Source organism: Pseudomonas sp. Je.1.5.c, from assembly GCF_051129895.1.
Classification (GTDB): domain Bacteria; phylum Pseudomonadota; class Gammaproteobacteria; order Pseudomonadales; family Pseudomonadaceae; genus Aquipseudomonas; species Aquipseudomonas urmiensis.
The window spans coordinates 22,811-45,600 of the sequence record NZ_JBCPSP010000029.1 but is presented as its reverse complement, the minus strand read 5'-3'; the positions used below and the strand labels follow the sequence as shown (position 1 = coordinate 45,600).

Genomic DNA, 22,790 nt, shown 5'->3' with positions numbered 1-22,790 from the left:
CTTCATTGCGAGGGCTTCGCCCTCGTTCGCGGGGCAAGCCCGCTCCCACGCGCAGCTCGACTCAAGGCGTGGGAGCCTGATTGCCAGGGCTACGCCCTCGTACCGTTCTACGCAAGGCGTGGGAGCGGGCTTGTCCCGCGATGGCTGCAACGCAGCCTTTCGCTCAGATCAGCGCTTCTTGCTGATCATCTCCAGGAAGCCCGGCATCGCCGCTGCTTTATCCGCGAGAATCTTCGCCATGTGCGGGTTATCCCCCATCAGCGCCAGCAGCGCCTTGGCCTGCGGGAAGTCTTCCAGCAAGTCCAGGTTCAACACCTTCTTGCCCACCGCACACGCCAAATCGACCGAGAAACAGAACATCAGGTCGGCGAGGGTCAGCTGCTCGCCAGCAACATACGGGGCGAACTTGCCATTACGCTTGAGCGTGGCAAACCCGGCAATCAGCTCGGCACGCGCCTTCTCCTTGACCAGCGGCTCGACCGCCTGGCCAAAGAACGCCTCGGCGTAGCAGGTACGCGCGGGGAGTTCGATATACAACTCGATCTCCCGCAGCAGCTCGCGCACCTTGGCCTGGCCGAAGGCATCGGCTGGGAGCAGCGGCTTGCCTGGCTGGGTCTGCTCGATATAGTCGAGGATCACACTGGTTTCACTGATAAAGCCATGTTCGGTCTCCAGCGTCGGCACCTTGCCACGTGGGCTGATAGCCAAGGCCTGGGGGGTTTGCCCGCCAAAGAAGGTCACCTCGTCGAACGGCAGGCCCTTCTCCAGCAAGGCCAGCTTGACCATGTTGTAGTAGTTACTGACCGAAAATCCGTGAAGCTTGAGCATTGATACAGCCTCCAGGCCGTGTGGGGATGGCCCCGGAGTTATAGCCGCAACCCCTCGCCATGACCAGCGTCATGCACCGCGTCGATGGCCGGGCATTGCCTGCGCGAGCATGGCAAACTGTGCACTTCACTACAGGAGCACCGCCATGAGCGAACCCCGCGACATCGATACTGATGAAGAAGAAGCCTTCGCCGAGGCCACCCTGACCCAGGCCATCGAAAACCAGATTGAAAGTGGCGAGCCCCCCGCCGCCAAGGCCACCTTCAACAAGCTGACCCTGGTCGGCTACGAGCGCGAAGACATCCTCAACCTGATGGCTTACGTGCTGGCCATCGAGATCGACGCCCTGCTCGACGAAGATCGCCCGTTCAATACCGAGTGGTACGAGAACGCCTTGCGGGCACTGCCGGAGCTGCCACCTGAGGCGGATCAAGGCGACCAGTAAAAAGTCTGACTACACTCCACGCTCAGGCACCCATTGCGGTGCCCCATCCTTGTCTGGAAGTCAGGAGTTGCCATGTCCCTTACCCCCGAGCTGATCGCTGAACTGGAAGTCCTTGCCCTGTTCAATCTGGACAGCAGCCAGGAAGGCATCCAAGTCCACAACAACGCCTCCCCCGCGCTGATCGCCGCCGCCAAGCGCCTGCACGAAAAGGAACTGACCGACCAGCCCGATGGTGGTTATCTGACCAGCCTGGGGCGTGATGCGGCTGAGCATGTCCAGTCACTGCTGATCATTCTGAAAAGCGCAGAGACCGCCTGATTTCTGTAATCCTGTTCGCGGCCAAGCCTCGCTCCCTGCATATCCCTGTAGGAGTGGGCTTGCCCGCGAAGAGGCCTACAGCCCCGCTAAAAATCTGACGCCAAAAATTCACATAGCCCTTATCCGACTTCCCCGCTCAGGCTAAACTCGCCACAGCCCCGGCCTGACCCTGAGTGCGCAATGAACCACCCCCACGAAATTCGCCCCGATCTGGATGAAGGCATCGACCGCAAGGTGCTGGCGAAATTGCGCGCGCGCTTTCTGCTCATCAATAACGGTCGGCTGGAACGGGCGATGGACGGCCTCTCGACACGCCAGCAGCAGGTGCTCACGCTGCTGCCGCTACTGTTCCACGTCAATCACCCACTGCTACCGGGGTATGTCAGCGGCAACACCCCCGCGGGTGTGTCAGGCTTCGAGCCTGAGCCCGAGCTGGTTGCCGAAGCCCAGCGCCTGGCCCGCTCGTTTACCCACAAGGCGCGCCTGGGCAATGCGCCACGGCCCATTCACGGTCTGTTCCTGATGGGCAGCCTGGGCACCCTGGCTCAGGCCGAACAAAGCGACATGGACCTCTGGGTCTGCCACGCCCCGGGGCTTGGTGAAAGTGCACTGGCGGAGCTCAGACGCAAATGTCAGCTGCTTGAAGCCTGGGCGATGAGCCTGGGCACCGAGGCGCACTTTTTCCTGATCGACCCGCAGAACTTCGTCCAAGGCGAGCGCGACAGCCAGCTGAGCTCCGATGACTGCGGCACCACCCAGCACTATCTGTTGCTCGACGAGTTCTATCGCACCGCGATCTGGCTGGCCGGGCGCACCCCGCTGTGGTGGTTGGTACCCGTGTATGAAGAACACAATTACCAGGCGTACACGCAAACCCTGCTGTCCAAGCGGTTCATTCGCGCCGACCACGATCTGGACCTTGGCCACCTGGCGCACATCCCGGCAGGCGAGTTTGTCGGAGCCGGCCTGTGGCAGCTGTTCAAGGGCATCGACTCACCGTACAAATCGCTGCTCAAGTTACTGCTGACCGAGGTCTATGCCAGCGAACAGCCGGCCGTGCGCTGCCTGAGCCTGGATTACAAACAGGCGGTATTCGCCAACCAGCTCGACCTCGATGCGCTCGACCCTTACGTGATGGTCTATCGCCGCATCGAGCAATACCTGCAGCGGCGCGGTGACCAGCAGCGCCTGGAGCTGGTGCGCCGCAGCCTGTACCTGAAGATCAACAAGAAACTCAGCGGCCTTGGCCGTTCGCGCAATGGCGACTGGCAGCGGCGCTTGCTCGCCCGACTGGTCGAGGAATGGGGCTGGGACGAACGCCAATTGGCCCTGCTCGACAGCCGCAGCCAGTGGAAGGTGCGCCAGGTCGCGGTCGAGCGCCGCGAGCTGGTCGCCGAGCTCAACCACAGCTACCGCTTCCTCAGCCAGCTCGCCCGCGAGCAGAACGCCAGCAGCCGCGCCGACCAGCGCGACCTCAATGTGCTCGGGCGCAGGCTTTACGCGGCGTTCGAGCGCCGTGCCGGCAAGATCGAAGTGATCAACCCTGGGATCGCCCCGGATCTGGCTGAAGACACCCTGACCCTGGTGCAATCACCCAACCGCAAGGAGCCAGGTACCCACCACTGGGGCCTATACAACGGCAATCTGGGCGTGCACGAGTGGGAGCATTTCAGCCCGATCAAGCGCTGCCGCGAACTGCTTGAGCTGCTGACCTGGGCGCACCGCAATGGCGTGATCGACAGCAGCACGCGGCTCGCTCTTCACCCCGGCGTCAGTGACTTGAGCGAGTTCGAGCTGTTCAACCTGCTGGGCAGCTTGCAGCAGAGCATTGCCCTGCCGCTGGAGCCGGTCAGCGAGGTGCGCCTGTTGCAGCCAAGCGTGGCCGACGAGATCCTGCTGCTGGTCAACGTTGGCCTGGACCCCCTGCGCCACCACCGCGACCTGAACATCCTCATGACCACCGAACGGACCGACTCGCTGAGTTATGCCGGCGTGCGCGAAAACCTGGTGCTTAGCCTCGACCAGATCACCCTCAACAGCTGGAACGAAGTGCTGGTGCAGCGCTACGACGGCGAGCATGCCCTGATGCGCTGTTTACGCGACTTCCTCAACAGCCTGGGCCAGCGCAGTCATCGCCCGCGAGTGCGGGTGCGCTGTTTCTGCCATAACCGCGCCCAGGCAATCGCCCAGCGGGTCGAGGAACTGTTCGACACCGCGCAACTGCTGCTCGATCAAAACTTGAACCACCGCTACTTGGTGCAGATTGCCCAAGACACCCACGCATTGGAGCTGCTGCCTGGGCATGTCACCTTGGCCACACTGGCCAACCATGAAGACGTGCTCAGCTACCTGGGCGAGGAGCGCGGCCAGTACAGCCCCTTGCACCTGGATGCCAATGCCCTGCAGGACCACGACCTGCCGCGGATTCTTGAGCTCGGCCAGCCCGAGTGCATTCAGGTGTTCTACCGTCTGCTCGATGGCTGGGCCGACCTGTATGTGCTGGATGAATACAATGCGCTGTGGCAACAGCGCCTGCCGCTGGATGATGAAACCCACCTGCTGCTGCCGCTGCAGCGCTTCCTTTGTTCGGTGGTCAGGCGCCGTGATGCCCAGCTACCGCTGGACAGCCTGCAAGACTCGCTGAGCATTATTTATTACCAATTGCTGCCGGGAAGCGGCAAAACTCGCAGCATTGAACAACGGCCAGTACCCGTCGATGGCAGCGACCAGCCTTATTACGAAGTCCAGGCTATCTTGCAGAAAAGCGCTGGCGACGGGGTGCATGTCACCTTGTATTGCAATCAGCAGGAGTTTTCCGAGCTGGACTACGCAGACCAGCTATACAGCGTGGTTTCCCGGCAAATCCTCAGCAAGCGTCGTAGCGCCGGCACTTACCGCTGCTATATCACTGACCTAGATCTTTCCGAACTGCTCGACGACGACCAAGGCTCGACCATTCTCTACCTGCGCTACAAGCGCGAGCTGGAGCAGGCACTGAATGCGGGTCTGGCGCAACTTCAGGCGACCTTGCAACCCTGATTGACCCTGCTCAACAGGAGGACTTTCCCTATGCCAGACGGCGTGGGGGCGCCACATCCTGCGCACTCGAATCCAAAACCGGAGTGCGAGATGAACAAAGAAAACTGGATGGGCTCCCTGCCCGAGCTGGGTCGCCTGCGCATTGATCAGTTGGTGCTACCTGGCAGTCACGATTCTGGTGCGGACAAACAATCCGACAGCCTGACATTACCTCAGGAAATCACCCAAGACGTTTCCTGCATCGAGCAAATTCGCGGCGGCATTCGTGTTCTTGACCTGCGTGTAAGGGCCAACCGTGAGTACCTGCCGGACTCACCCAACCGATACAAGCTGTTCCACCTCAATACATCAGGGCGAACCCTGCTGGGCGATGTCATCTACGAGCTGAACAAATTCTATGGCAAACCTGAAAACGCCAAAGAGATCGTCATCCTCGACTTTCATCAATTCGACAACTTCAGCCCCAATGAGCATCGTTGGCTGCAGGGGGTGCTGGACAAGTACATTGGCCAGCGATTGATTCCATGGCACTTAAAGGATCTGACCCTCGACCAGCTATGGCGCGACCACCCTGGCAAAACCGTGGTGATCGCCTACAACACTGAGAGCCCAGGGGCGCACTGGGATGGTGTGTACCAGGCCTGGATTGGCCGCAATACACCTACAACCAGCGAATTGAAGGCGTTCATGGACGAGGTCGCAGCCGAAGGTCGAGAGCTTGATCCGCTGCATGCGATCCAGTGCGCCAAGTACAACAAAGGGGTTTTCACCCCCGACGACTTCAGCGACAAGATCGATGAGTGGTTCGAGTCCCGCGACCTGGGAAGCTACATTCAGAACTTCCACATCATCAACACCGACTGGTCACTGCGCAGCCGCATCGTCGACAACTGCATCCATGCCAGCCTGTTGCGGGCACGCAACATCCCTTGATCGCTAAAAGGGTGATCAGAGGTCGAAATCACCCGAGGCTTCCGGCTGGTACTCAACCTCAAGCAGCTTGAGTTTGAGGGTCTTGCCAGCCGGCGCCGGCCAATCGATCTGGTCGCCCACCGACAGCCCCAGCAGCGCGCAACCAATGGGCGCGAGGATCGAGACATTGCCTTCCGGCCCGGCATCTTTCGGATACACCAGGGTCAGGTGGTAGTCCTTGCCACTGGCTTCTTCGCGGCAGTGCACGCGCGAATTCATGGTCACCACCCCAGCCGGGACCTCCTCGTGACCGACCACCTTGTCGGCGCGGTCAAGCTCGGCCATCAAGGCCTCCACACCTGGCGTGCTTTCATCGAGGCTGTCGATCAGACGCTCGAGACGTTGCACGTCCAATCGGGTGAGGATGAGGGAAGGTTTGGTGCTCATGATCCAGTCAGACTCCTTGTTCATCAGGCAAATTGTGGTGGGCAGATAAAGCAAAACCCCGCCCAAGGGCGGGGTTTGTGAATGCTTTCGGCAGCACCGACGCAGAGCCCGACAGTATCACAGCCGGGTAAATACTCAAGCCCGGGCGCGCAGGGCCTCGGCTTCGCGGCAAATCTGCCGGCGCCGTTCGTCGTCGGCCGAGCGCCATTCGCGGATGTGCTCGACATGGCGGTGGCAACCGGTGCAGACCCGCTGCTCATCCAAACGACAAACGCTGATGCACGGCGACTTCACCGCGGTGCTGACATTACTGTAGAGCGGCTTGGGTGGCCGCGGCTGCTCGCTCATCTCAGATCTCGTCGAAGTCCAGCTTCTCGCCGATCCGCTCCCAAACGATGCGCTCGAGCATTTCGCCGAGCAGCTCCTCGCTCTTCTCGCAGACCCACTTCTTGCTTTCTTCGTCGTAGTCGAAGTGGAAACCCCCAGACTTGTCGGCCAGCCACAGTTGGCGCAGCGGCTCCTGGCGGCTGAAGATCAGCTGGCTGCCATTGTCGAACTTGATGGTCAGCACGCCGGCGGAATTTTCCATGTCCAGGTCCAGGTCGGTTTCATCGAACAGGTCTTCCAGGGCCTGTTGGGTCGCGTCGACCAGATCGTGGAAACGCGCTTCGCTCAAACTCATTACACAAACCTCGAAATTGGCTGCTTACGGCAAGCGGGGCACGATACGGACGCTGGCCGGCGAATGCAAAGGATAACCCAATCACGAGGCAGGCCCGCGCCCGCCAGGCGGACCGGCCCTTGCATAGGCAATCAGGCAGGCGCTCGGTATACTCGGGCGCAATACTGCATATTTCAAGGATTTCACCAATGAAGCGCCTGATTTCCTCCCTCGCGGCGCTGGTCGCGGTTGCCTGCCTCGTTTCGGCCTGCGGTCAGAAGGGCCCCCTGTACTTGCCAGAAGACGGCAAAGACGGCAAGGCCAAAAAATCGCACCAGCACCAGCACGCTCAGCCCTCGCAGCAGCAAGCGCCGCAGCCAGAGCAAGAACCCGAGCAGCAGCCAGCGCAGTAAGGAAATCCAATGGACGCTTTCAACTACCGCGACGGCCAGCTGTTCGCGGAAGGCGTGGCCCTCTCGGCTATCGCCGAACGGTTCGGTACGCCGACCTACGTTTACTCGCGCGCTCACATCGAGGCGCAATACCGCAGCTACACCGATGCCCTGCAAGGCGTCGAGCACCTGGTGTGCTTCGCGGTCAAGGCTAACTCCAACCTCGGCGTGCTGAACCTGCTGGCCCGCTTGGGCGCTGGCTTCGATATCGTCTCTGGCGGTGAGCTGGAGCGGGTATTGGCCGCTGGCGGCCGGGCTGACCGCGTGGTGTTCTCCGGTGTCGGCAAGACCCGCGAAGACATGCGCCGCGCCCTGGAAGTCGGCGTGCACTGCTTCAACGTCGAATCCACCGATGAGCTGGAGCGCCTGCAAGTGGTGGCCGCCGAGATGGGCAAGGTTGCCCCGGTCTCGCTGCGGGTCAACCCGGACGTCGATGCCGGTACCCACCCTTACATCTCCACCGGCCTCAAGGAAAACAAGTTCGGTATCGCCATCGCCGATGCCGAAGAAGTCTACGTGCGCGCCGCGCAGCTGCCGAACCTGGAAGTGGTCGGCGTCGACTGCCATATCGGTTCGCAGCTGACCACCCTGGAGCCGTTCCTCGATGCCCTCGACCGCCTGCTGGCGTTGATCGACCGCCTCGGTGAATGCGGCATCCTGCTGCGCCACCTGGACCTGGGCGGCGGCGTCGGCGTGCGTTATCGCGACGAACAGCCGCCGCTGGCCGGCGACTACGTCAAGGCCATCCGCGAACGCGTCGGCGACCGTGACCTGGCCCTGGTGTTCGAACCAGGCCGCTACATCGTGGCCAACGCCGGCGTCCTGCTGACCCGCGTCGAATACCTCAAGCACACCGAACACAAAGACTTCGCCATCGTCGATGCGGCGATGAACGACCTGATCCGACCAGCCCTGTACCAGGCCTGGATGGGCGTCAGCGCGGTCCAGCCGCGTGAAGGCGAAGGCCGTGCCTACGACCTGGTCGGGCCGATCTGCGAGACCGGCGACTTCCTCGCCAAGGACCGTGTGCTGAACCTGGCCGAAGGCGATCTGCTGGCCGTCGAGTCGGCGGGCGCCTATGGTTTTGTCATGAGCTCGAACTACAACACCCGTGGCCGCTGCGCCGAGGTGCTGGTCGACGCTGACCAGGCCTTCGAGGTACGTCGCCGCGAGACCATTGCTGAACTGTTCGCTGGCGAAAGCCTGCTGCCGGAGTGAAACCATGCTGCTGCGTTTCACCAAGATGCACGGCCTGGGCAACGACTTCATGGTCCTCGACCTGGTCAGCCAGCACGCGCACATCCAGCCCAAGCACGCCAAGCAATGGGGTGATCGGCACACCGGCATCGGTTTCGACCAGCTGCTGATCGTCGAGGCGCCGAACAATCCGGACGTGGATTTCCGCTACCGGATCTTCAACGCCGACGGTTCCGAAGTCGAGCAGTGCGGCAATGGCGCGCGCTGCTTCGCGCGCTTCGTGCTGGACAAGCGCCTGACCGCGAAAAAGCTGATCCGCGTCGAAACCAAAGGCGGCATCATCGAGCTGGACGTGCGCAACGACGGACAGATCTGCGTCGACATGGGCCCACCACGGCTCAATCCAGTGGATATTCCATTCCAGGCGCCCGAACAGGCCCTGAGCTATCCGCTGGAAATCGACGGCCAGAGCTATTCGATCGCCGCCGTCTCGATGGGTAACCCGCATTCGGTACTGCGCGTCGACGACGTGCACACCGCGCCAGTACACGCGCTGGGCCCGAAGATCGAAAACCATCCGCGCTTCCCACAACGGGTCAACGCCGGCTTCATCCAGGTCATCGACCGTCATCGCGCCAACCTGCGGGTTTGGGAACGCGGCGCCGGCGAAACCCAGGCCTGCGGTACCGGCGCCTGCGCCGCTGCGGTGGCCGCAATCAGCCAGGGCTGGATGGATTCGCCCGTGTCCATCGATCTGCCGGGCGGACGCCTGAGCATCGAATGGGCTGGCCCAGGCCAACCGGTGTTGATGACCGGCCCGGCCGTACGTGTCTACGAAGGACAGGTTCGTCTCTAAGCGAGTAACCGCCATGACCGATCAGCCACAGGTTGTACCCGAACAAACCACCGACCTCGATGCCGAGGCGGTGGTGGCTTACCTGCGTGCCCACCCGACGTTCTTCGCCGAGCACGACGAACTGCTCATCGAGCAACGCATCCCCCACCAGCGCGGCGACAGCGTGTCGCTGGTGGAGCGCCAGCTCAAGCTGCTGCGCGACCGCAACATCGAGATGCGCCATCGTCTGTCGCAACTGATGGACGTGGCCCGCGACAACGACCGCTTGTTCGAAAAAACCCGCCGGCTGATTCTCGACCTGCTCGATGCCAGTAGCCTGGAAGAAGTGGTGATGGCCGTCGAAGACAGCCTGCGCCAGGAATTCCAGGTGCCCTTCGTCAGCCTGATCCTGTTTGGCGAGAACGCCACGCCTGTCGGCCGCTGGGTCAGCAACAGCGAGGCGCAACAGGCCATCGGGGCTCTGCTGGGCAGCGGCAAGACCGTCAGCGGCAACCTGCGCGAACACGAGCTGGCCTTCCTGTTCGGTGACGAGCAGCGCAAGGAAGTCGGTTCCAGCGCGGTCGCGACGCTGGAATACCAGGGCCTGCACGGCGTCCTGGCCATCGGCAGCCGCGATCCGCAGCACTACAAAAGCACGGTTGGCACGTTGTTCCTCAGCTACATCGCCGAAGTGCTCGGCCGGGTCGTCCCGCGTCTGACCCAGACCCTGCGACCGGTGCGCTGATGGAGCGCCAGCTGGAGGCTTATTGCGCACACTTGCGCAACGAGCGCCAGGTATCGGAGCACACCCAGCTGGCGTACCGTCGCGACCTGGAAAAGGTCCTCGAATACTGCAACAGCCAGGGCATCGCCAGCTGGCAAGCGCTGCAGATACAGCAGATGCGCCAGCTGGTGGCGCGCCAGCATCACCATGGCCAGTCTTCACGTAGCATCGCCCGGCTGCTGTCGGCAGTGCGCGGGCTGTATCGCTATCTCAACCGCGAAGGCGTTTGCGCGCACGACCCAGCCAATGGCCTGACGCCGCCCAAGGGCGAAAAGCGCCTGCCCAAGGCACTGGACACCGACCGCGCCCTGCAACTGCTCGAAGGCGGCGTCGACGACGACTTCATCGCCCGCCGCGACCAGGCCATTCTTGAGCTGTTCTACTCCTCAGGCCTGCGCCTGTCGGAACTGACCAACCTCGATCTTGAACATCTGGACCTGGCCGCCGGGCTGGTCCAGGTCCAGGGCAAGGGCAGCAAGACCCGCGTCCTGCCAGTCGGTCGCAAAGCTCGCGAGGCGCTGCAAGAGTGGCTCAAGCTGCGCGGCATCAGTGCTCCCCGTGACAACGCGGTGTTCTTGAGCCGCCAAGGCCGGCGCCTGGGCCCACGGGCCATCCAGCTGCGGGTCAAGGCGGCCGGAGAGCGCGAGCTGGGCCAGCACCTGCACCCCCACATGCTTCGCCATTCCTTCGCCAGCCATTTGCTGGAATCGTCCCAGGACCTGCGCGCCGTGCAAGAGATGCTTGGCCATGCCGACATCAGCACCACGCAGATCTATACCCACCTGGACTTCCAGCACCTGGCCGCGGTGTACGACAGCGCCCACCCCCGGGCCAAACGCAGCAAAGGCACAGACTCATGAGCATCAAGCTGATCACCTTCGACCTGGACGACACCCTGTGGGACACCGCACCGGTCATTCTCAGCGCCGAAACCGTCCTGCGCGACTGGCTCGAAGCCAACGCTCCGCGCCTGGGCGGTGTGCCGGTCGAGCACCTGTATGCCATCCGCGAACGCCTGGTCCAGGCTGAGCCTGGGCTCAAGCACCGCATCAGCGCCCTGCGCCGGCGGGTGCTGTTCCATGCCCTGGAAGAGGTCGGCTATAGCGAACTGCAGGCCCAAACGTTGGCCAACGAAGGCTTCGAGGTGTTCCTGCATGCGCGGCATCAGGTCGAGGTATTCCCTGAAGTGCAGCCGGTGCTGGAGATACTGCGCCACCACTACACCCTGGGCGTGGTCACCAATGGCAATGCCGACGTCAGCCGGATCGGCCTGGCGGACTACTTCAAGTTCGCCCTGTGCGCCGAGGACCTGGGGATTGGCAAGCCAGACCCGGCGCCGTTCCTCGAAGCGCTCAAGCGCGGTGAAGTGCAGGCGGCGCATGCCGTGCACATTGGCGACCATCCTGGCGATGACATCGCCGGGGCCCAGCGCGCTGGTTTGCGCGCGGTGTGGTTCAACCCGCAAGGCAAGGCCTGGGCCGGCGACAAAGCGCCGGACGCCGAGATTCAGCGGCTGTCGCAATTACCCGAGGTGCTAGCGCGCTGGCGCTGAGGCAATCAGCAAGCACTCAAGCGACTGGGTGGGAGCGGGCGTGCCCCGCGACATCACCCACAAAAAAGCCCGCAGCGACGGCGGGCTCTTTTGCAAACAACCACTCAGATAGGGCGGCTGCCGTACTTGTTGTCCGGCTTCTTGGGCGGATCGGCGACCACGTTGGCCTCCACTTCCTGCACCTTGCCACCGCGCGACAGAAACTCTTCCATCGCCTTGGCCAGCGCATCACGCTCCTTTTGCTTGGCTTCCATGCTCGGCATCTCGTCTACCGAGACCGCCGCCTTGGACTTGCCCTTGGCAACCGGAGCGGGGCTATCGTCGCCAGCGTCTTCCGCGCCGTCGTCAGCCGCAGCTTCCAGGCCGTCATCAGCCTCGTCTTCGTCGCCTACTTCGAGGTCATCATTTTCCAGATCGTCGTCGCTCATGTTCTACCTCATGACTTGCGAAAAGCAGGTTAGTTATAGACCAGTGCAGCCGTAGACCGGCTGCCACCGGTGAAAATTCAACTGGCCGTGGGTTGGCCACTGCCCTGGGCATCCGCCTCCTGATGGGCGGCGGGACCCTGCAGGCCCTGCTCCTGGCAGGACCTGACGAAATCTTTTGAGCCCTTGCTGGCCATACGATATTGGCAAGCCTAGCAAAGGGTAGCGAAGTGTGGGGACTACTCGTCTAACACCCTTCGGCGCGCATTCTAGCGTGCTCGCAGAAAAAGCAAAGCTCCATAAACGCCCTATGTGTTGTAAGTTTTTTGCGCGCGTCGCAAACGGCGCAGATAAACCGTTTGCTGTACGCGAAACTGCAAAATTCAGGCAAAAAAATGCCCGGCGAACCGGGCAAGTTTTTCCAGCGTCGCAGTTACAGGTTGTAGCCGCGTTCGTTGTGTTGAGCCAGGTCGAGGCCGACCGACTCTTCTTCTTCGTTGACCCGCAGGCCCATCAGCACATCCAGCACCTTGAGAATCACGTAGGTGACGATGGCGGTGTAGACCACGGTGAAGATCACGCCTTTGGCCTGGATCCAGAACTGCGCGCCGATGTCCTCGACCGCGCCGAAGCCGCCCAGGGCCGGTGCTGCAAACACACCCGTCAGCAGCGCGCCGACGATGCCACCAATACCGTGCACGCCGAAGGCGTCCAGCGAGTCGTCATAGCCCAGCTTGCGCTTGAGGCTGGTGGCGCAGAAGTAGCAGATCACACCCGAGGCCAGGCCGATCACCAGGGCGCCCATCGGGCCGACGGTGCCGGCGGCCGGGGTGATGGCGACCAGACCGGCAACCACACCCGAAGCAATACCCAGGGCGCTCGGTTTGCCGTGGAAGATCCACTCGGCGAACATCCAGCCCAGCGCCGCAGCAGCGGTGGCGATCTGCGTGACCAGCATGGCCATGCCCGCAGTGCCATTGGCCGCAGCAGCCGAGCCTGCGTTGAAGCCGAACCAGCCGATCCACAGCATGGCTGCGCCCATCAGGGTGTAGCCCAGGTTGTGCGGGGCCATAGGGGTGGTTGGGTAGCCTTTGCGCTTGCCCAGTACCAGGCAGCAGACCAGGCCTGCGATACCGGCGTTGATGTGCACCACGGTGCCGCCAGCGAAGTCCAGTACGCCCCAGTCCCACATCAGCGCGCCGTCACCGCTCCAGACCATGTGCGCAATCGGCGCATAGACCAGGGTGAACCACACGGCCATGAAGATCAGCATTGCCGAGAACTTCATCCGCTCGGCGAAGGCACCGACGATCAGCGCCGGGGTAATGATGGCGAAGGTCATTTGGAAGGTGATGAACACCGCTTCCGGGAAGGCCGCGGTCAGGCTGTCAGGGGTAACGCCATTGAGGAAGGCCTTGGAGAAGCCGCCGACAAAGGAGCTGAAATTGAGAACGCCTTTTTCCATACCGGTGGTATCGAAAGCCAGGCTGTAGCCGTAGACCATCCACAGGATGCTCATCAGGCCGGTAATGGCAAAGCACTGCATCATCACCGACAGCACGTTCTTGGAGCGGACCATGCCGCCGTAGAACAGGGCCAGGCCCGGAATGGTCATGAACAGGACCAACGCCGTCGCAGTGAGCATCCAGGCGGTGTCGCCGGAGTTCAGTGTGGGGACAGCTTCCTCGGCCAGGGCGAGGCCTGGCATTGCGAGGGACAATAGGGCTCCTAGCCCTGCGATCTTACGCAGAGTCATGTTGTTTTCTCCTGGGGCGTTGGGTTTGGTGAGGCTTTTTTTGTTGCTTAGATCGCGTCGGTATCGGTTTCGCCGGTACGGATGCGGATCGCCTGCTCCAGATTGACTACGAAAATCTTGCCGTCACCGATCTTGCCGGTGTTGGCGGCCTTGGTGATGGCCTCGATTACCCGGTCCAGGTCCTTGTCGTCGATGGCAACGTCGATCTTCACCTTGGGCAGGAAGTCGACCACGTATTCAGCACCGCGATACAGCTCGGTGTGGCCCTTCTGCCGACCGAAGCCTTTGACTTCGGTGACGGTGATGCCCTGCACGCCGATTTCCGACAGCGACTCGCGCACGTCGTCCAGCTTGAACGGCTTGATGATGGCAGTGACTAGCTTCATGAAACTCTCTCCCGATTTGGTGGACTTGCCCCAGGAAAACAAACCCGTCTCAAGTCTAAGCGCAGCGCCCGGCTTTGTAACGCATCGTTGGCACCCTCCTCACCGTCGATGCACGCCTCGACGGTGCTGAACAGCCTTTCGGCTCGGCCTGCGCACTGCCTGGTCACAAGGAACTGCATCAGTGCATGGCTCGCAGAGGTCTTTGCAGAAACCTTGCCAGGTCGGATAAACCGCCAAAAAACAGCGTGTTGCGTAGAAAACCGGGGATTGGCCAGTCGCCACCAGCAAAAACATGCACAACTTCGGTGCGCGCCATTCAGGGGCGCTGCGCAAAAACTGTGCAACGCACGGGCCGCCAGGGAGCCAAAAGCAGCGTGCTACACTGGCGCTCTTTTCACTGATCAAGCGGACAGCCGAACATGCTCGCGCCCAAAGCCCTCCTCGACGCCCTCAGCGACCAAGCCTCACGCCTGTTCAGCGGCGACACCGCGCAACCGCGCGCCGAACTGGAAAGCCAGTTCAAAGTCCTCATGCAAAGCGCCTTCAGCAAGCTGGACCTGGTCAGCCGCGAAGAATTCGACAGCCAGATGGTGGTCCTGGCGCGCACCCGCGCACGCCTCGAGGCCCTGGAGAAACAAGTCGCCGAGCTGGATGCGCGAATGGCTCCCGCTGCAGCGCCCCAGCCAGCAACGGATAATCCAGCAGCAGATTGATGCAGGCCGTCATTTGGCTTCGTTAGCCCTGCCCTCCAGGGGGCAGACGCGCGGGTCTGAATTTTGTTTTATACCAACATTATCTTTTTAGGTATAAATTATACCAAGCGAGATAATTTAGGATAATTCGATGAGCCCTTCCCGCCCGATCTTCAAACGAGAGCTATTGGCCAAGACACTTGCCAACGATCTGGCCGGGGAATCGCTGGTCGACTATAGCTCGGGGATGTTCCTGGCAGCCCCGCGGCGTACGGGTAAGAGCACCTTCCTCAACAACGACCTGATCCCCGAGTGCGCACGCCGTGGCTGGCTGCCGGTGTATGTCGACCTCTGGGCAGACCGCGAAGCCGACCCCGCCGACTTGATCAGCGCCGCCATCGGCAACGCCTTGGGCCAATACCAAAGCGCGTTAGAAAAAGTCGCCAAGAAGGCGGGAATCGACAAGATCAACTTGCTACGTACCCTGAGTTGGGATTTCAGCAAGCCGCGCCTGCCACAAGGCACCACCCTGGCTCAGGCACTGGGGGTATTGCATGAGGTTGCGGGCAAGATGGTCGTGCTGGTGATCGATGAAGCGCAGCACGCGCTCAATACCGAAAGCGGCATCAACGCCATGTTTGCCCTCAAGGCTGCCCGCGATCAGCTCAACCGTGGCAGCGACCCGGACGGCCTAAGGCTGGTATTCACCGGATCCAGTCGCGACAAACTGGCCAACCTGGTACTCAAAAGTAAACAGCCCTTCTATGGCGCCAACATCACGCCCTTTCCGCTCCTGGGCAAAGAGTTCGTCGCATTCATCACCCAGGTGTGGAACCAACGCCTGGCCGCTACCAACCAGTTCAAGGTCGAAGATCTCGAGTATGCATTCGGCCTGGTCGGCAGACGCCCGGAAATGCTCGCCAAATTGCTCGCGGAAGTCAGTGTCGGCTTGGGCGAAGCGGGCAATCTTGGCGAGCTGCTGAAGACCGGTGCACTCAATCATCAGGCCGGGGTCTGGAGTGATTACGAAAGTGCCTTCAACGAGCTTTCGCCCTTGCAGCAGGCGGTATTGGAGGTGATGGCGCGGCGCGTCATCGACACACAGCCGTTTTCGCCGTTCAGTGAACAGACCTTCACAGAAATCAACCATCGGCTGGAGCTGAGCCAGAACCTGCCGAACGCGACGGCTCCGAATGTGCAGAAAGCCCTTGAGGTGCTGCGCGAGCAAGAGCTGGTATGGAAAGCCAATCGCGGCGAATACGCACTGGAAGATTCCGCCATGGCCGAGTGGCTGACCAGAGCGTGAGCCGCGCACCTGCGCGTGCCGGTAAAACCTCGACTCACTCTTTGCGGTTGCCTCGGTGACGGCGCCGCTACGCTTTGAAAAGCCGCAGGACGCGGCCTACATCTCAGCGACCACGGAGTGTCCATGTCCCTTGCCCTTGTCCACAGTCGCGCCCAGGTCGGCGTGCAGGCGCCGGCTGTCAGCGTTGAAACCCATCTGGCCAACGGCCTGCCCAGCCTGACCTTGGTCGGCTTGCCGGAAGTGACGGTCAAAGAAAGCAAGGACCGCGTACGCAGCGCCATCGTCAATTCCGGGCTGAACTACCCCGCCAGGCGCATCACCCAGAACCTCGCCCCCGCCGACCTGCCCAAGGATGGCGGACGCTACGATCTGGCCATTGCCTTGGGCATTCTCGCCGCCGATGGCCAGGTCCCGGTAGCGACCCTGAGCGACATCGAATGCCTGGGCGAACTGGCCCTTTCAGGGGCGGTGCGCAGCGTGCAAGGCGTGCTACCCGCCGCGCTCGCTGCCCGCGAGGCCGGTCGCGCCCTGGTGGTGCCGCGCGATAACGCCGAAGAGGCGAGCTTGGCGAGCGGGCTGGTGGTGTATGCCATCGGCCATTTGCTGGAACTGGTCGCTCACCTCAATGGCCAGGTGCCGCTGCCACCCTATGCCGCGAACGGCCTGGTCCTGCAGAGCACGCCTTACCCAGATTTGAGCGAGGTACAGGGCCAAATCGCGGCAAAACGCGCCCTGCTGGTGGCGGCGGCAGGTGCGCACAACCTGCTGTTCACCGGCCCGCCAGGTACTGGCAAGACCCTGCTCGCCAGCCGCTTGCCGGGTTTACTGCCGCCGCTGGATGAACACGAAGCGCTGGAAGTTGCCGCCATCCAGTCAGTCAGCGGGTGCACACCCTTGAACAGCTGGCCACAGCGACCCTTTCGCCACCCGCACCACTCGGCCTCCGGGCCGGCATTGGTCGGTGGCGGCAGTCGTCCCCAGCCAGGCGAGATCACCCTGGCCCATCACGGCGTGTTGTTTCTGGACGAACTGCCCGAGTTTGAACGCCGCGTGCTTGAGGTACTGCGCGAGCCGCTGGAATCGGGCGAAATCGTCGTCGCCCGGGCCAAGGACAAAGTCCGCTTCCCTGCCCGCTTCCAGTTGGTGGCGGCAATGAACCCCTGCCCCTGCACGGTCGACATGGACGACGTGGACAGACATAGTCTACATTGCGCTCCCCATGGACATTTAGACCCTCACACCTAAATGGCAACCCTAGAAAGAATTCGCTACACCCCCAGCCAAATTAAGCTGCTAGACGGTGAGTTGCACAGAACACCAGCGTCAGCTAAGAACATCATCGAGTCACTCCCGCAAATCGTTTGGGCTGACCAGACCCCGTGGAGAGAAGCGAACCTTTGGGCATTCGAGCAGGCGAGCAAAAGTACCGACTCGAAAACCACTTTATCTTCGATCACGCACCTTCACGCTTATGCCAAATGGCTAGAGGTCCAGGATGTTCAGTGGTGGCATTTTCCGGCGCGTGAGGCAGATCGATGCTTAGTGCGATTCCGAGGCGACCTGATCGCGGCTAGAGATTGCGGAGAGCTGGCACCGTCTACGGCGTCTCAACGCATGGCGGCAGTTGTCAGATTCTATAAATGGTTGGCAGCGTCCCGGTTGCTGTCTACAGAATGGCCCATGTGGACTGACGAGCAAGTCGGCGTCCGGCTGGTGGATGAGTTCGGTTTTGCTAGAACGATGATGGTCGCGACCACAAATTTGGCGATCCCAAATCGCAAGGCTCAGGGAGAAAAACTTGAAGATGGGCTCATCCCACTCACCGCAGAGGCTGCCAGTCAGGTGGTTAGCTTCGCTTTAACCCATGGGAATTATGAGCTCTACCTTCTATTGAGGCTCGGCTTCGGCACAGGGATGCGGATAGGTACGCTATGTGATCTGAGGATCGCCACAATTAAGCGGGCCGTGCCTGATCCCATGTTCCCAGGCTTCAACAAGCTTGCAGTTGGCCCAGGAGCGCACCCGCCAGTACACACTAAGTTTGGTGTGACGGGTCAGATCTGGATCAGCGACGAAGATCTGAAGCTTTTGAATGAATACATTTACTCGACACGAAGGTTAGCCCGGCAGAGCCAAGCTGCCCCTGATAGCCGCGATGTGATCTTCCTGAGTCGTTACGGGAAAGCTTTCGGCCACGGAGATGGCAACGCTAGTCGCGGTATCAGTGTACAACTGGGCAGGCTGCGAAAAGACGGAATTTCAAATGGGATTAGTGCCTTTCGGAGCTTTCGATTTCATCAAAGTAGGTGCACTTTCGCGACTGAACTCGCTCGCATTGCATTAAAACACGGCACAGTTAGCACGGCTATTCAACTGGTTCGACAAGCACTGCTACATAAAAGCGAAAAAACCTCCCTTACCTATATTCGCTTCATCGAGAAGATGGAAGTTATGTCAGAAATAGCGGACGCTTTCACACGTGACTTCTTAGGAATAGCCGGCTCGGATGCATTCGGCAATGAGTAAAATTCTAGACCTAACCTTTCCAGCGCTCCCCTATGGCACGCATGAAGCTAAGTTTGACCTCGCTTCTTTGCTATACATCGGGGCCTCTAAAGCCCCCGCTGACAAGGTTATGAAATTGATTGAGGCTGGCCATTTCGGCCTCCCTGACGCTAAGCGATTGCCGCTAGTTCAGGCATTGCATGACGAATTAAGCGCACAGATAGTCCGTGGTGTTCAGCAAGTTACTGTCAAAACCAGAATCCGCACTTTGCGCACATTTTTCTCATGGTGTGACCAGAACACTTCCCAGGCGACTATAGAGCAAGTCGCTGCGTCCTACCAATCTTGGGTAGAACACTTGATCCAGAGAGTGCGGGTCAATCGAGACTTAAAAAATATGACCGCCTACAGGCAGGCACAAACGATTGACAACTTACTAAAGCCTTGCCTCCGGCTCACTGTCGGCCTTCTATCCACAACTAGGCTTAGGGTGAGCTCAAAAAAAAATAGAGCCTTGGGCACAGAGGCTGATAAACAAAACTTAGAGGAGCTCTTTAGGTTCGGCAGCTTATTGATGGATCTATCAAATAACTTAACGGTGGAGGCGATGACTGGACCTCTGCCGTTATTAATAAAATTAAAATCCGGCGATGTGCTTACTGAACAACCGGGGCTGCTAAACATAAAAATCGAAGATTCCTGCCAAGCCGCCTCAGAAAAAAATAGATTTTTAGAGCGCAGAGCGGCAATTCCACCTCATCTGGTTTTTGAAAAGCGGAAATCATTGGTAAACCTCCGGATAGAGGTCGAGATTTTAATTTTCATATCCCAGACCGGAATGAATCTTTCCCAAGCCGCCAGACTGAAAGTTGGAAGTTTTAGATATAAGACTGATGGGAATGACGTTGTAGTTTACAGAGTCTACAAGGGGCGTCTTGGCGGGGAAGCTGAGTTTGTAATATTCAAAGAATATGTACCACTGCTCAAGAGATACCTAGAATGGGTTAAAATTTTAGGATTCGCTGACGACGACCGATTGTTCCCCTTTGTGTACTCAAACAAGATACCCGTCGAGGGTAGCTTTCCAACATTTCAGGGTATTATTTCTCGGTGCAGAACGCTAGGAATAAAACATTTCCGCCCTATGGCCTTGCGCAAGTCTAGAATCAATTGGTTACTTCGGAAAAGTCGCAGTCCTGACCTCGTGGCTGAAATGGCCCAGCATACAAAAGAAACCTTGCTACATATATATGAGGAGCCACATCACCAAGCAGCGGCTGTAGAGATATCTCGATTCTATCGAATGACCGATCCAGCTGTCGCGTCAGTGGGCCCCGGAATGTGTATAGCACCAGTTCATCCCATGATGTCGGGCACGTTATTGGATGGAGCCTATAAGCCTGATTGCTCAACACCTGCAGGTTGCCTTTTCTGCGAATACCAACGCGATGTAGATAGCGAAGATTACGTGTGGTCCTTAGCTACCTATAAATACCTAAAAGCGTTGGAGCTAGATCGTTCTATTCCTTCCAAGGAAACAAAAAAAGATCACCCCATAATTACACTGATAAAACGCATCGATGCAAAGCTTAACCATTTTTCCAAAAGTGGTGAGCCTCGCACATCTTGGGTGATAGAATCTGAGAACAGAATGAGAGAAGGCCGCTTTCATCACAACTATGAGGGACTGATACAACTTATGGAGCTAGCGCGGTAATGCCGAGTATGGTTTTTGCTGGATTGAATATAGTTACAGCCACGGTATCGCCAAGCGACGTGAATTTTATGCCGAGCTCATGGCCGCCCGCACCTGACTTTCCAATCTGCATATCTACCGAGGGTGAAATCACAGCGAGGTATGGCGATAACGAGTGGGACCTAACACCATGGGCAGGCTTTGTACTAAAGCTAAACTTTGGAGAATCTAAGAGAAAAAAATCTGGAGATATCAGCCCGGAGAACTCTGAAATCTTCAAACGCATTGTAGCATTTTGGATTTACGGCCCTAATCCGTGTAGAGAAATCCGGACACTAGTGAGTCAATATGAAAATTTTAGACAGGTCTTCACATACTGCACAAAAAACAATATTGTAGCGACTGACTTGTATCGATTCCCAAAAGTTATTGAAAGCTTCTCTAAGGTCGTCTGGCCGTCTCAGGCTCGTCATCTTATCGTACTGCTTCATACCTTATGGGAGCGGCGCGAGCATTCTGGCGTATACATTCTTGACGCCAAAGGAATAGCCGAATTACAGTCAAAAATCCCTGCACATGAAAAATCACAGACAGCTTATATCCCACCCCGTATATGGCTGTATCAATTAAGTCGACTCCGTGATTTCCTTGAAGACTTCAGGAATAACTTGGGTGCTTTGGAGGCATGTGCGGAATACTGCCTTCAAGCATATGCTCTAAATGCCGGAAGCGTGGGAGCTGCATGCTCACAACAATTGACAAAATATAATCTCCCCTTTGTATCACTAAGCAATCCAGCTTTGAAGTCTAAGTTATTTAGCGGTCATCAATTTGGCCCTTTTTATATCACCGCCGAAAATTTTGGGATATTGGATCTGCTAGAGAAATGGTGTGGAGATGTCCGACATAATGGCGTAACCATCTTATCGCAGTATTTTTCAATGGCTAGCAATATCGGTAAAGCATACTTACTAAATTTTACGCTAATGCGTATCGACGAAACATCCTCGCTCAGATCCGATTGCTTGGTGATTGAAAAAGACAAGATTACAAAAGAGGACATTTACCTCCTTAGAGGCTCGACTAACAAAACAGTCGAGGACGATGAAGCATGCTGGATCACCTCCCCATCTTCTAATATGGCCATTGAGGTAATGAACTCAGTTAGCAAATTTAGGACCAGGTGTGCCTCCTTCAACTCAAATATTTCATTGACTGAGGAAGACAAAAAAAATCCTTTTCTTGCACTTAGAGCTTACGAGCCATGGCGTAGAAGTACCAGATTTGATACCGCCCCCGATATCCGCTGCCATGAACTCCATTACAGTATGTTTCTAAGCAGATATCCAAGATTATTTGATACGAACGAGCTTAAGATCCAGGAAGGCGATTTAGTAGGGGCTCTTTTGATCACTCCAACATTATCCCCTGCAAAATATGCTGTGGGTAAAATCTGGCCGCTTGCATGGCATCAGCTTCGGCGCACGGGGGCGGTTAACATGAGCGCCTCAGGGATTGTGAGCGACCCCTCAGTTCAGTATCAACTGAAGCATGCGAGTCGAGCCATGACTAGGTATTATGGAAATGGGTATTACCATCTCAATGCTAACTTAAATCAAGAAGCGCAGGCTGAGTATATCCGCGCCATGTATGAATCAGTGGCTAGAAGCTTCTCTGCACTCAACACCTCTACCTTCGTAAGCCCACATGGCGAAAAGAGAAAAGACCAAATTTTAAATCTGGTCAGCGCGAAAGATCACAACAAGCTTGTAAAGGCTGCGAAAGACGGCGCGATTGGTTACCGCGAAATTCTTCTAGGAGCATGCGCCAACCCTATGCCCTGCCCCTATGGGGGGATAGATTATGTTGGCAGATGTGGTGGTGGCGATGGCAAACCCCCGTGTCTTGATCTGCTGATTGATAAGGGTAAAAAACAACAAATCCTAAAATTGCGGGACGTCCTTCAAAAGCGTTCGAGAGATGCCGAAGATGGATCTCCATTCCATATATCAATCAAGTATCAGCTGCAGGCTGTAGAGAGCGTCTTGGATGTCATCAAAAATTCCTAATTCACCTCGCGGCGGGCGTGCCGAGACAGCGTTCCGTGAGGCTTTTGACAGGCTCAAGCGTGGTAAACCGAACCTATTACCTAAAGGAGCGCGGGTTACTCAAAATAATGTGGCCAGGGAGGCGGGTTTAGATCCATCGGCTTTGAAAAAAGCCAGGTTTCCCACACTTGTTGAGGAGATCCAGTATTGGATCAACCAGTACGGTGATGAGCAACCCCGCTCTCCATCACAATCAATTTACGCCCAGCGCAATCGCAATAGGACGCTACGGGAGCAAATTGAGGCCCTCAAAAGCCAACGGGATAATGCTCTGGCTCTGCTAGTGGAGGCTGACTCAAAAATCCTTGAACTCACGATGGAAAATCAACGGCTCCAAGCATCAAAGCCAAAAAGCAACATTTCCAAGTTAGGCAGGTAAGCCGAGATTTTCTCACCCATTTGCATTTCGGCATGACCAGATATTTCCGACGGATTTGATCATTCTG

The 22,790-nt window shown here is 58.4% G+C and carries 23 protein-coding genes and 1 pseudogene; 17 read left to right on the top strand and 7 right to left on the bottom strand.

The window, feature by feature from the left end; all coding sequences use genetic code 11:
- Positions 1-168: 168 nt before the first annotated feature.
- The gene (locus tag AAZU54_RS19355; RefSeq protein WP_405129752.1) at positions 169-828 is read right to left on the bottom strand and encodes a glutathione S-transferase; all 660 of its coding nucleotides are present in this window, start codon (positions 826-828) and stop codon (positions 169-171) included.
- 145 nt (positions 829-973) lie between these two features.
- On the opposite strand from AAZU54_RS19355, the gene AAZU54_RS19350 reads away from it, so the two are divergent.
- From AAZU54_RS19350 to AAZU54_RS19335, 4 genes are all read left to right on the top strand, one after another.
- Positions 974-1,273 (top strand): hypothetical protein, encoded by a 300-nt coding sequence (locus AAZU54_RS19350; protein WP_434727528.1) that lies wholly within the window; start codon positions 974-976, stop codon positions 1,271-1,273.
- A gap of 72 nt (positions 1,274-1,345) precedes the next feature.
- Positions 1,346-1,591, top strand: coding sequence for a TIGR02647 family protein (locus AAZU54_RS19345; protein WP_186552942.1), 246 nt, complete (start codon positions 1,346-1,348; stop codon positions 1,589-1,591).
- A gap of 180 nt (positions 1,592-1,771) precedes the next feature.
- Positions 1,772-4,630 (top strand): class I adenylate cyclase, encoded by a 2,859-nt coding sequence (locus AAZU54_RS19340; RefSeq protein ID WP_186552943.1) that lies wholly within the window; start codon positions 1,772-1,774, stop codon positions 4,628-4,630.
- Between the two features lie 90 nt (positions 4,631-4,720).
- The gene (locus tag AAZU54_RS19335; protein WP_312151549.1) at positions 4,721-5,563 is read left to right on the top strand and encodes a hypothetical protein; all 843 of its coding nucleotides are present in this window, start codon (positions 4,721-4,723) and stop codon (positions 5,561-5,563) included.
- A 15-nt stretch (positions 5,564-5,578) separates the two neighbouring features.
- Here AAZU54_RS19335 and rnk read toward each other — a convergent pair whose 3' ends face one another.
- From rnk to cyaY, 3 genes are all read right to left on the bottom strand, one after another.
- Positions 5,579-5,989 (bottom strand): nucleoside diphosphate kinase regulator, encoded by a 411-nt coding sequence (gene rnk / locus AAZU54_RS19330; protein WP_312151551.1) that lies wholly within the window; start codon positions 5,987-5,989, stop codon positions 5,579-5,581.
- A gap of 135 nt (positions 5,990-6,124) precedes the next feature.
- Positions 6,125-6,337 carry a DUF1289 domain-containing protein gene (locus AAZU54_RS19325; protein WP_186552946.1) on the bottom strand — a complete coding sequence of 71 codons (213 nt, stop codon included), beginning with the start codon at positions 6,335-6,337 and terminating at the stop codon, positions 6,125-6,127.
- A gap of 1 nt (position 6,338) precedes the next feature.
- Positions 6,339-6,671: an iron donor protein CyaY gene (cyaY, locus tag AAZU54_RS19320; RefSeq protein WP_186552947.1), complete on the bottom strand. Its 333-nt coding sequence runs from the start codon at positions 6,669-6,671 to the stop codon at positions 6,339-6,341.
- Positions 6,672-6,859: 188 nt separating this feature from the next.
- On the opposite strand from cyaY, the gene lptM reads away from it, so the two are divergent.
- Genes lptM through AAZU54_RS19290 form a run of 6 tightly spaced genes read left to right on the top strand, consistent with a single transcriptional unit; the run spans position 6,860 to position 11,470 of the window.
- Positions 6,860-7,063, top strand: a complete 204-nt coding sequence (gene lptM / locus AAZU54_RS19315; RefSeq protein ID WP_186552948.1) for an LPS translocon maturation chaperone LptM — start codon at positions 6,860-6,862, stop codon at positions 7,061-7,063.
- A gap of 9 nt (positions 7,064-7,072) precedes the next feature.
- A complete protein-coding gene (gene lysA / locus AAZU54_RS19310) occupies positions 7,073-8,320 on the top strand; it encodes a diaminopimelate decarboxylase (RefSeq protein ID WP_434727527.1) in 1,248 nt (415 codons plus the stop codon).
- A gap of 4 nt (positions 8,321-8,324) precedes the next feature.
- On the top strand, positions 8,325-9,155 hold the full coding sequence (gene dapF, locus AAZU54_RS19305) for a diaminopimelate epimerase (RefSeq protein ID WP_186552950.1): 831 nt from the start codon (positions 8,325-8,327) through the stop codon (positions 9,153-9,155).
- Between the two features lie 13 nt (positions 9,156-9,168).
- A complete protein-coding gene (locus tag AAZU54_RS19300) occupies positions 9,169-9,879 on the top strand; it encodes a DUF484 family protein (protein WP_186552951.1) in 711 nt (236 codons plus the stop codon).
- Positions 9,879-10,778 (top strand): tyrosine recombinase XerC, encoded by a 900-nt coding sequence (gene xerC, locus AAZU54_RS19295; RefSeq protein WP_405129749.1) that lies wholly within the window; start codon positions 9,879-9,881, stop codon positions 10,776-10,778. Before AAZU54_RS19300 ends, xerC begins: the two co-directional genes overlap by 1 nt.
- Positions 10,775-11,470: an HAD family hydrolase gene (locus tag AAZU54_RS19290; RefSeq protein WP_186552953.1), complete on the top strand. Its 696-nt coding sequence runs from the start codon at positions 10,775-10,777 to the stop codon at positions 11,468-11,470. The genes xerC and AAZU54_RS19290 overlap by 4 nt, the downstream gene beginning before the upstream one ends.
- A 104-nt stretch (positions 11,471-11,574) precedes the next feature.
- Here the strand turns inward: AAZU54_RS19290 and sutA are convergent, their stop codons facing one another.
- The 3 genes from sutA to glnK form a co-directional block, all read right to left on the bottom strand.
- Complete coding sequence (sutA, locus tag AAZU54_RS19285) at positions 11,575-11,898, bottom strand: transcriptional regulator SutA (RefSeq protein WP_186552954.1); 324 nt, start codon at positions 11,896-11,898, stop codon at positions 11,575-11,577.
- Between the two features lie 430 nt (positions 11,899-12,328).
- Positions 12,329-13,651 carry an ammonium transporter gene (locus tag AAZU54_RS19280; RefSeq protein WP_186552955.1) on the bottom strand — a complete coding sequence of 441 codons (1,323 nt, stop codon included), beginning with the start codon at positions 13,649-13,651 and terminating at the stop codon, positions 12,329-12,331.
- Between the two features lie 47 nt (positions 13,652-13,698).
- Positions 13,699-14,037 (bottom strand): P-II family nitrogen regulator, encoded by a 339-nt coding sequence (gene glnK, locus AAZU54_RS19275; RefSeq protein WP_002555808.1) that lies wholly within the window; start codon positions 14,035-14,037, stop codon positions 13,699-13,701.
- Between the two features lie 419 nt (positions 14,038-14,456).
- On the opposite strand from glnK, the gene AAZU54_RS19270 reads away from it, so the two are divergent.
- From AAZU54_RS19270 to AAZU54_RS19240, 7 genes and pseudogenes are all read left to right on the top strand, one after another.
- Entirely contained in the window at positions 14,457-14,750 is a 294-nt protein-coding gene (locus tag AAZU54_RS19270) for an accessory factor UbiK family protein (protein ID WP_186552956.1), read from the top strand.
- 130 nt (positions 14,751-14,880) lie between these two features.
- Positions 14,881-16,035 (top strand): hypothetical protein, encoded by a 1,155-nt coding sequence (locus AAZU54_RS19265; protein ID WP_434727526.1) that lies wholly within the window; start codon positions 14,881-14,883, stop codon positions 16,033-16,035.
- A gap of 123 nt (positions 16,036-16,158) precedes the next feature.
- Positions 16,159-17,253 (top strand): annotated as a pseudogene (locus tag AAZU54_RS19260) (YifB family Mg chelatase-like AAA ATPase); the annotation flags it as partial.
- A 462-nt stretch (positions 17,254-17,715) separates the two neighbouring features.
- On the top strand, positions 17,716-18,561 hold the full coding sequence (locus AAZU54_RS19255) for a site-specific integrase (RefSeq protein WP_405129748.1): 846 nt from the start codon (positions 17,716-17,718) through the stop codon (positions 18,559-18,561).
- On the top strand, positions 18,554-20,257 hold the full coding sequence (locus AAZU54_RS19250) for a site-specific integrase (RefSeq protein ID WP_434727525.1): 1,704 nt from the start codon (positions 18,554-18,556) through the stop codon (positions 20,255-20,257). The genes AAZU54_RS19255 and AAZU54_RS19250 overlap by 8 nt, the downstream gene beginning before the upstream one ends.
- Positions 20,257-22,305 carry a hypothetical protein gene (locus AAZU54_RS19245; RefSeq protein WP_434727524.1) on the top strand — a complete coding sequence of 683 codons (2,049 nt, stop codon included), beginning with the start codon at positions 20,257-20,259 and terminating at the stop codon, positions 22,303-22,305. Before AAZU54_RS19250 ends, AAZU54_RS19245 begins: the two co-directional genes overlap by 1 nt.
- A complete protein-coding gene (locus AAZU54_RS19240) occupies positions 22,286-22,723 on the top strand; it encodes a hypothetical protein (RefSeq protein ID WP_405129745.1) in 438 nt (145 codons plus the stop codon). The genes AAZU54_RS19245 and AAZU54_RS19240 overlap by 20 nt, the downstream gene beginning before the upstream one ends.
- Positions 22,724-22,790: the final 67 nt, after the last annotated feature.

Coding starts and splice junctions, on each gene's coding strand:
- AAZU54_RS19355 (WP_405129752.1), bottom strand. CDS start 828: ATGCTCAAGCTTCACGGATTTTCGGTCAGTAACTACTACAACATGGTC.
- AAZU54_RS19350 (WP_434727528.1), top strand. CDS start 974: ATGAGCGAACCCCGCGACATCGATACTGATGAAGAAGAAGCCTTCGCC.
- AAZU54_RS19345 (WP_186552942.1), top strand. CDS start 1,346: ATGTCCCTTACCCCCGAGCTGATCGCTGAACTGGAAGTCCTTGCCCTG.
- AAZU54_RS19340 (WP_186552943.1), top strand. CDS start 1,772: ATGAACCACCCCCACGAAATTCGCCCCGATCTGGATGAAGGCATCGAC.
- AAZU54_RS19335 (WP_312151549.1), top strand. CDS start 4,721: ATGAACAAAGAAAACTGGATGGGCTCCCTGCCCGAGCTGGGTCGCCTG.
- rnk (WP_312151551.1), bottom strand. CDS start 5,989: ATGAGCACCAAACCTTCCCTCATCCTCACCCGATTGGACGTGCAACGT.
- AAZU54_RS19325 (WP_186552946.1), bottom strand. CDS start 6,337: ATGAGCGAGCAGCCGCGGCCACCCAAGCCGCTCTACAGTAATGTCAGC.
- cyaY (WP_186552947.1), bottom strand. CDS start 6,671: ATGAGTTTGAGCGAAGCGCGTTTCCACGATCTGGTCGACGCGACCCAA.
- lptM (WP_186552948.1), top strand. CDS start 6,860: ATGAAGCGCCTGATTTCCTCCCTCGCGGCGCTGGTCGCGGTTGCCTGC.
- lysA (WP_434727527.1), top strand. CDS start 7,073: ATGGACGCTTTCAACTACCGCGACGGCCAGCTGTTCGCGGAAGGCGTG.
- dapF (WP_186552950.1), top strand. CDS start 8,325: ATGCTGCTGCGTTTCACCAAGATGCACGGCCTGGGCAACGACTTCATG.
- AAZU54_RS19300 (WP_186552951.1), top strand. CDS start 9,169: ATGACCGATCAGCCACAGGTTGTACCCGAACAAACCACCGACCTCGAT.
- xerC (WP_405129749.1), top strand. CDS start 9,879: ATGGAGCGCCAGCTGGAGGCTTATTGCGCACACTTGCGCAACGAGCGC.
- AAZU54_RS19290 (WP_186552953.1), top strand. CDS start 10,775: ATGAGCATCAAGCTGATCACCTTCGACCTGGACGACACCCTGTGGGAC.
- sutA (WP_186552954.1), bottom strand. CDS start 11,898: ATGAGCGACGACGATCTGGAAAATGATGACCTCGAAGTAGGCGACGAA.
- AAZU54_RS19280 (WP_186552955.1), bottom strand. CDS start 13,651: ATGACTCTGCGTAAGATCGCAGGGCTAGGAGCCCTATTGTCCCTCGCA.
- glnK (WP_002555808.1), bottom strand. CDS start 14,037: ATGAAGCTAGTCACTGCCATCATCAAGCCGTTCAAGCTGGACGACGTG.
- AAZU54_RS19270 (WP_186552956.1), top strand. CDS start 14,457: ATGCTCGCGCCCAAAGCCCTCCTCGACGCCCTCAGCGACCAAGCCTCA.
- AAZU54_RS19265 (WP_434727526.1), top strand. CDS start 14,881: ATGAGCCCTTCCCGCCCGATCTTCAAACGAGAGCTATTGGCCAAGACA.
- AAZU54_RS19255 (WP_405129748.1), top strand. CDS start 17,716: ATGTGGACTGACGAGCAAGTCGGCGTCCGGCTGGTGGATGAGTTCGGT.
- AAZU54_RS19250 (WP_434727525.1), top strand. CDS start 18,554: ATGAGTAAAATTCTAGACCTAACCTTTCCAGCGCTCCCCTATGGCACG.
- AAZU54_RS19245 (WP_434727524.1), top strand. CDS start 20,257: ATGCCGAGTATGGTTTTTGCTGGATTGAATATAGTTACAGCCACGGTA.
- AAZU54_RS19240 (WP_405129745.1), top strand. CDS start 22,286: ATGTCATCAAAAATTCCTAATTCACCTCGCGGCGGGCGTGCCGAGACA.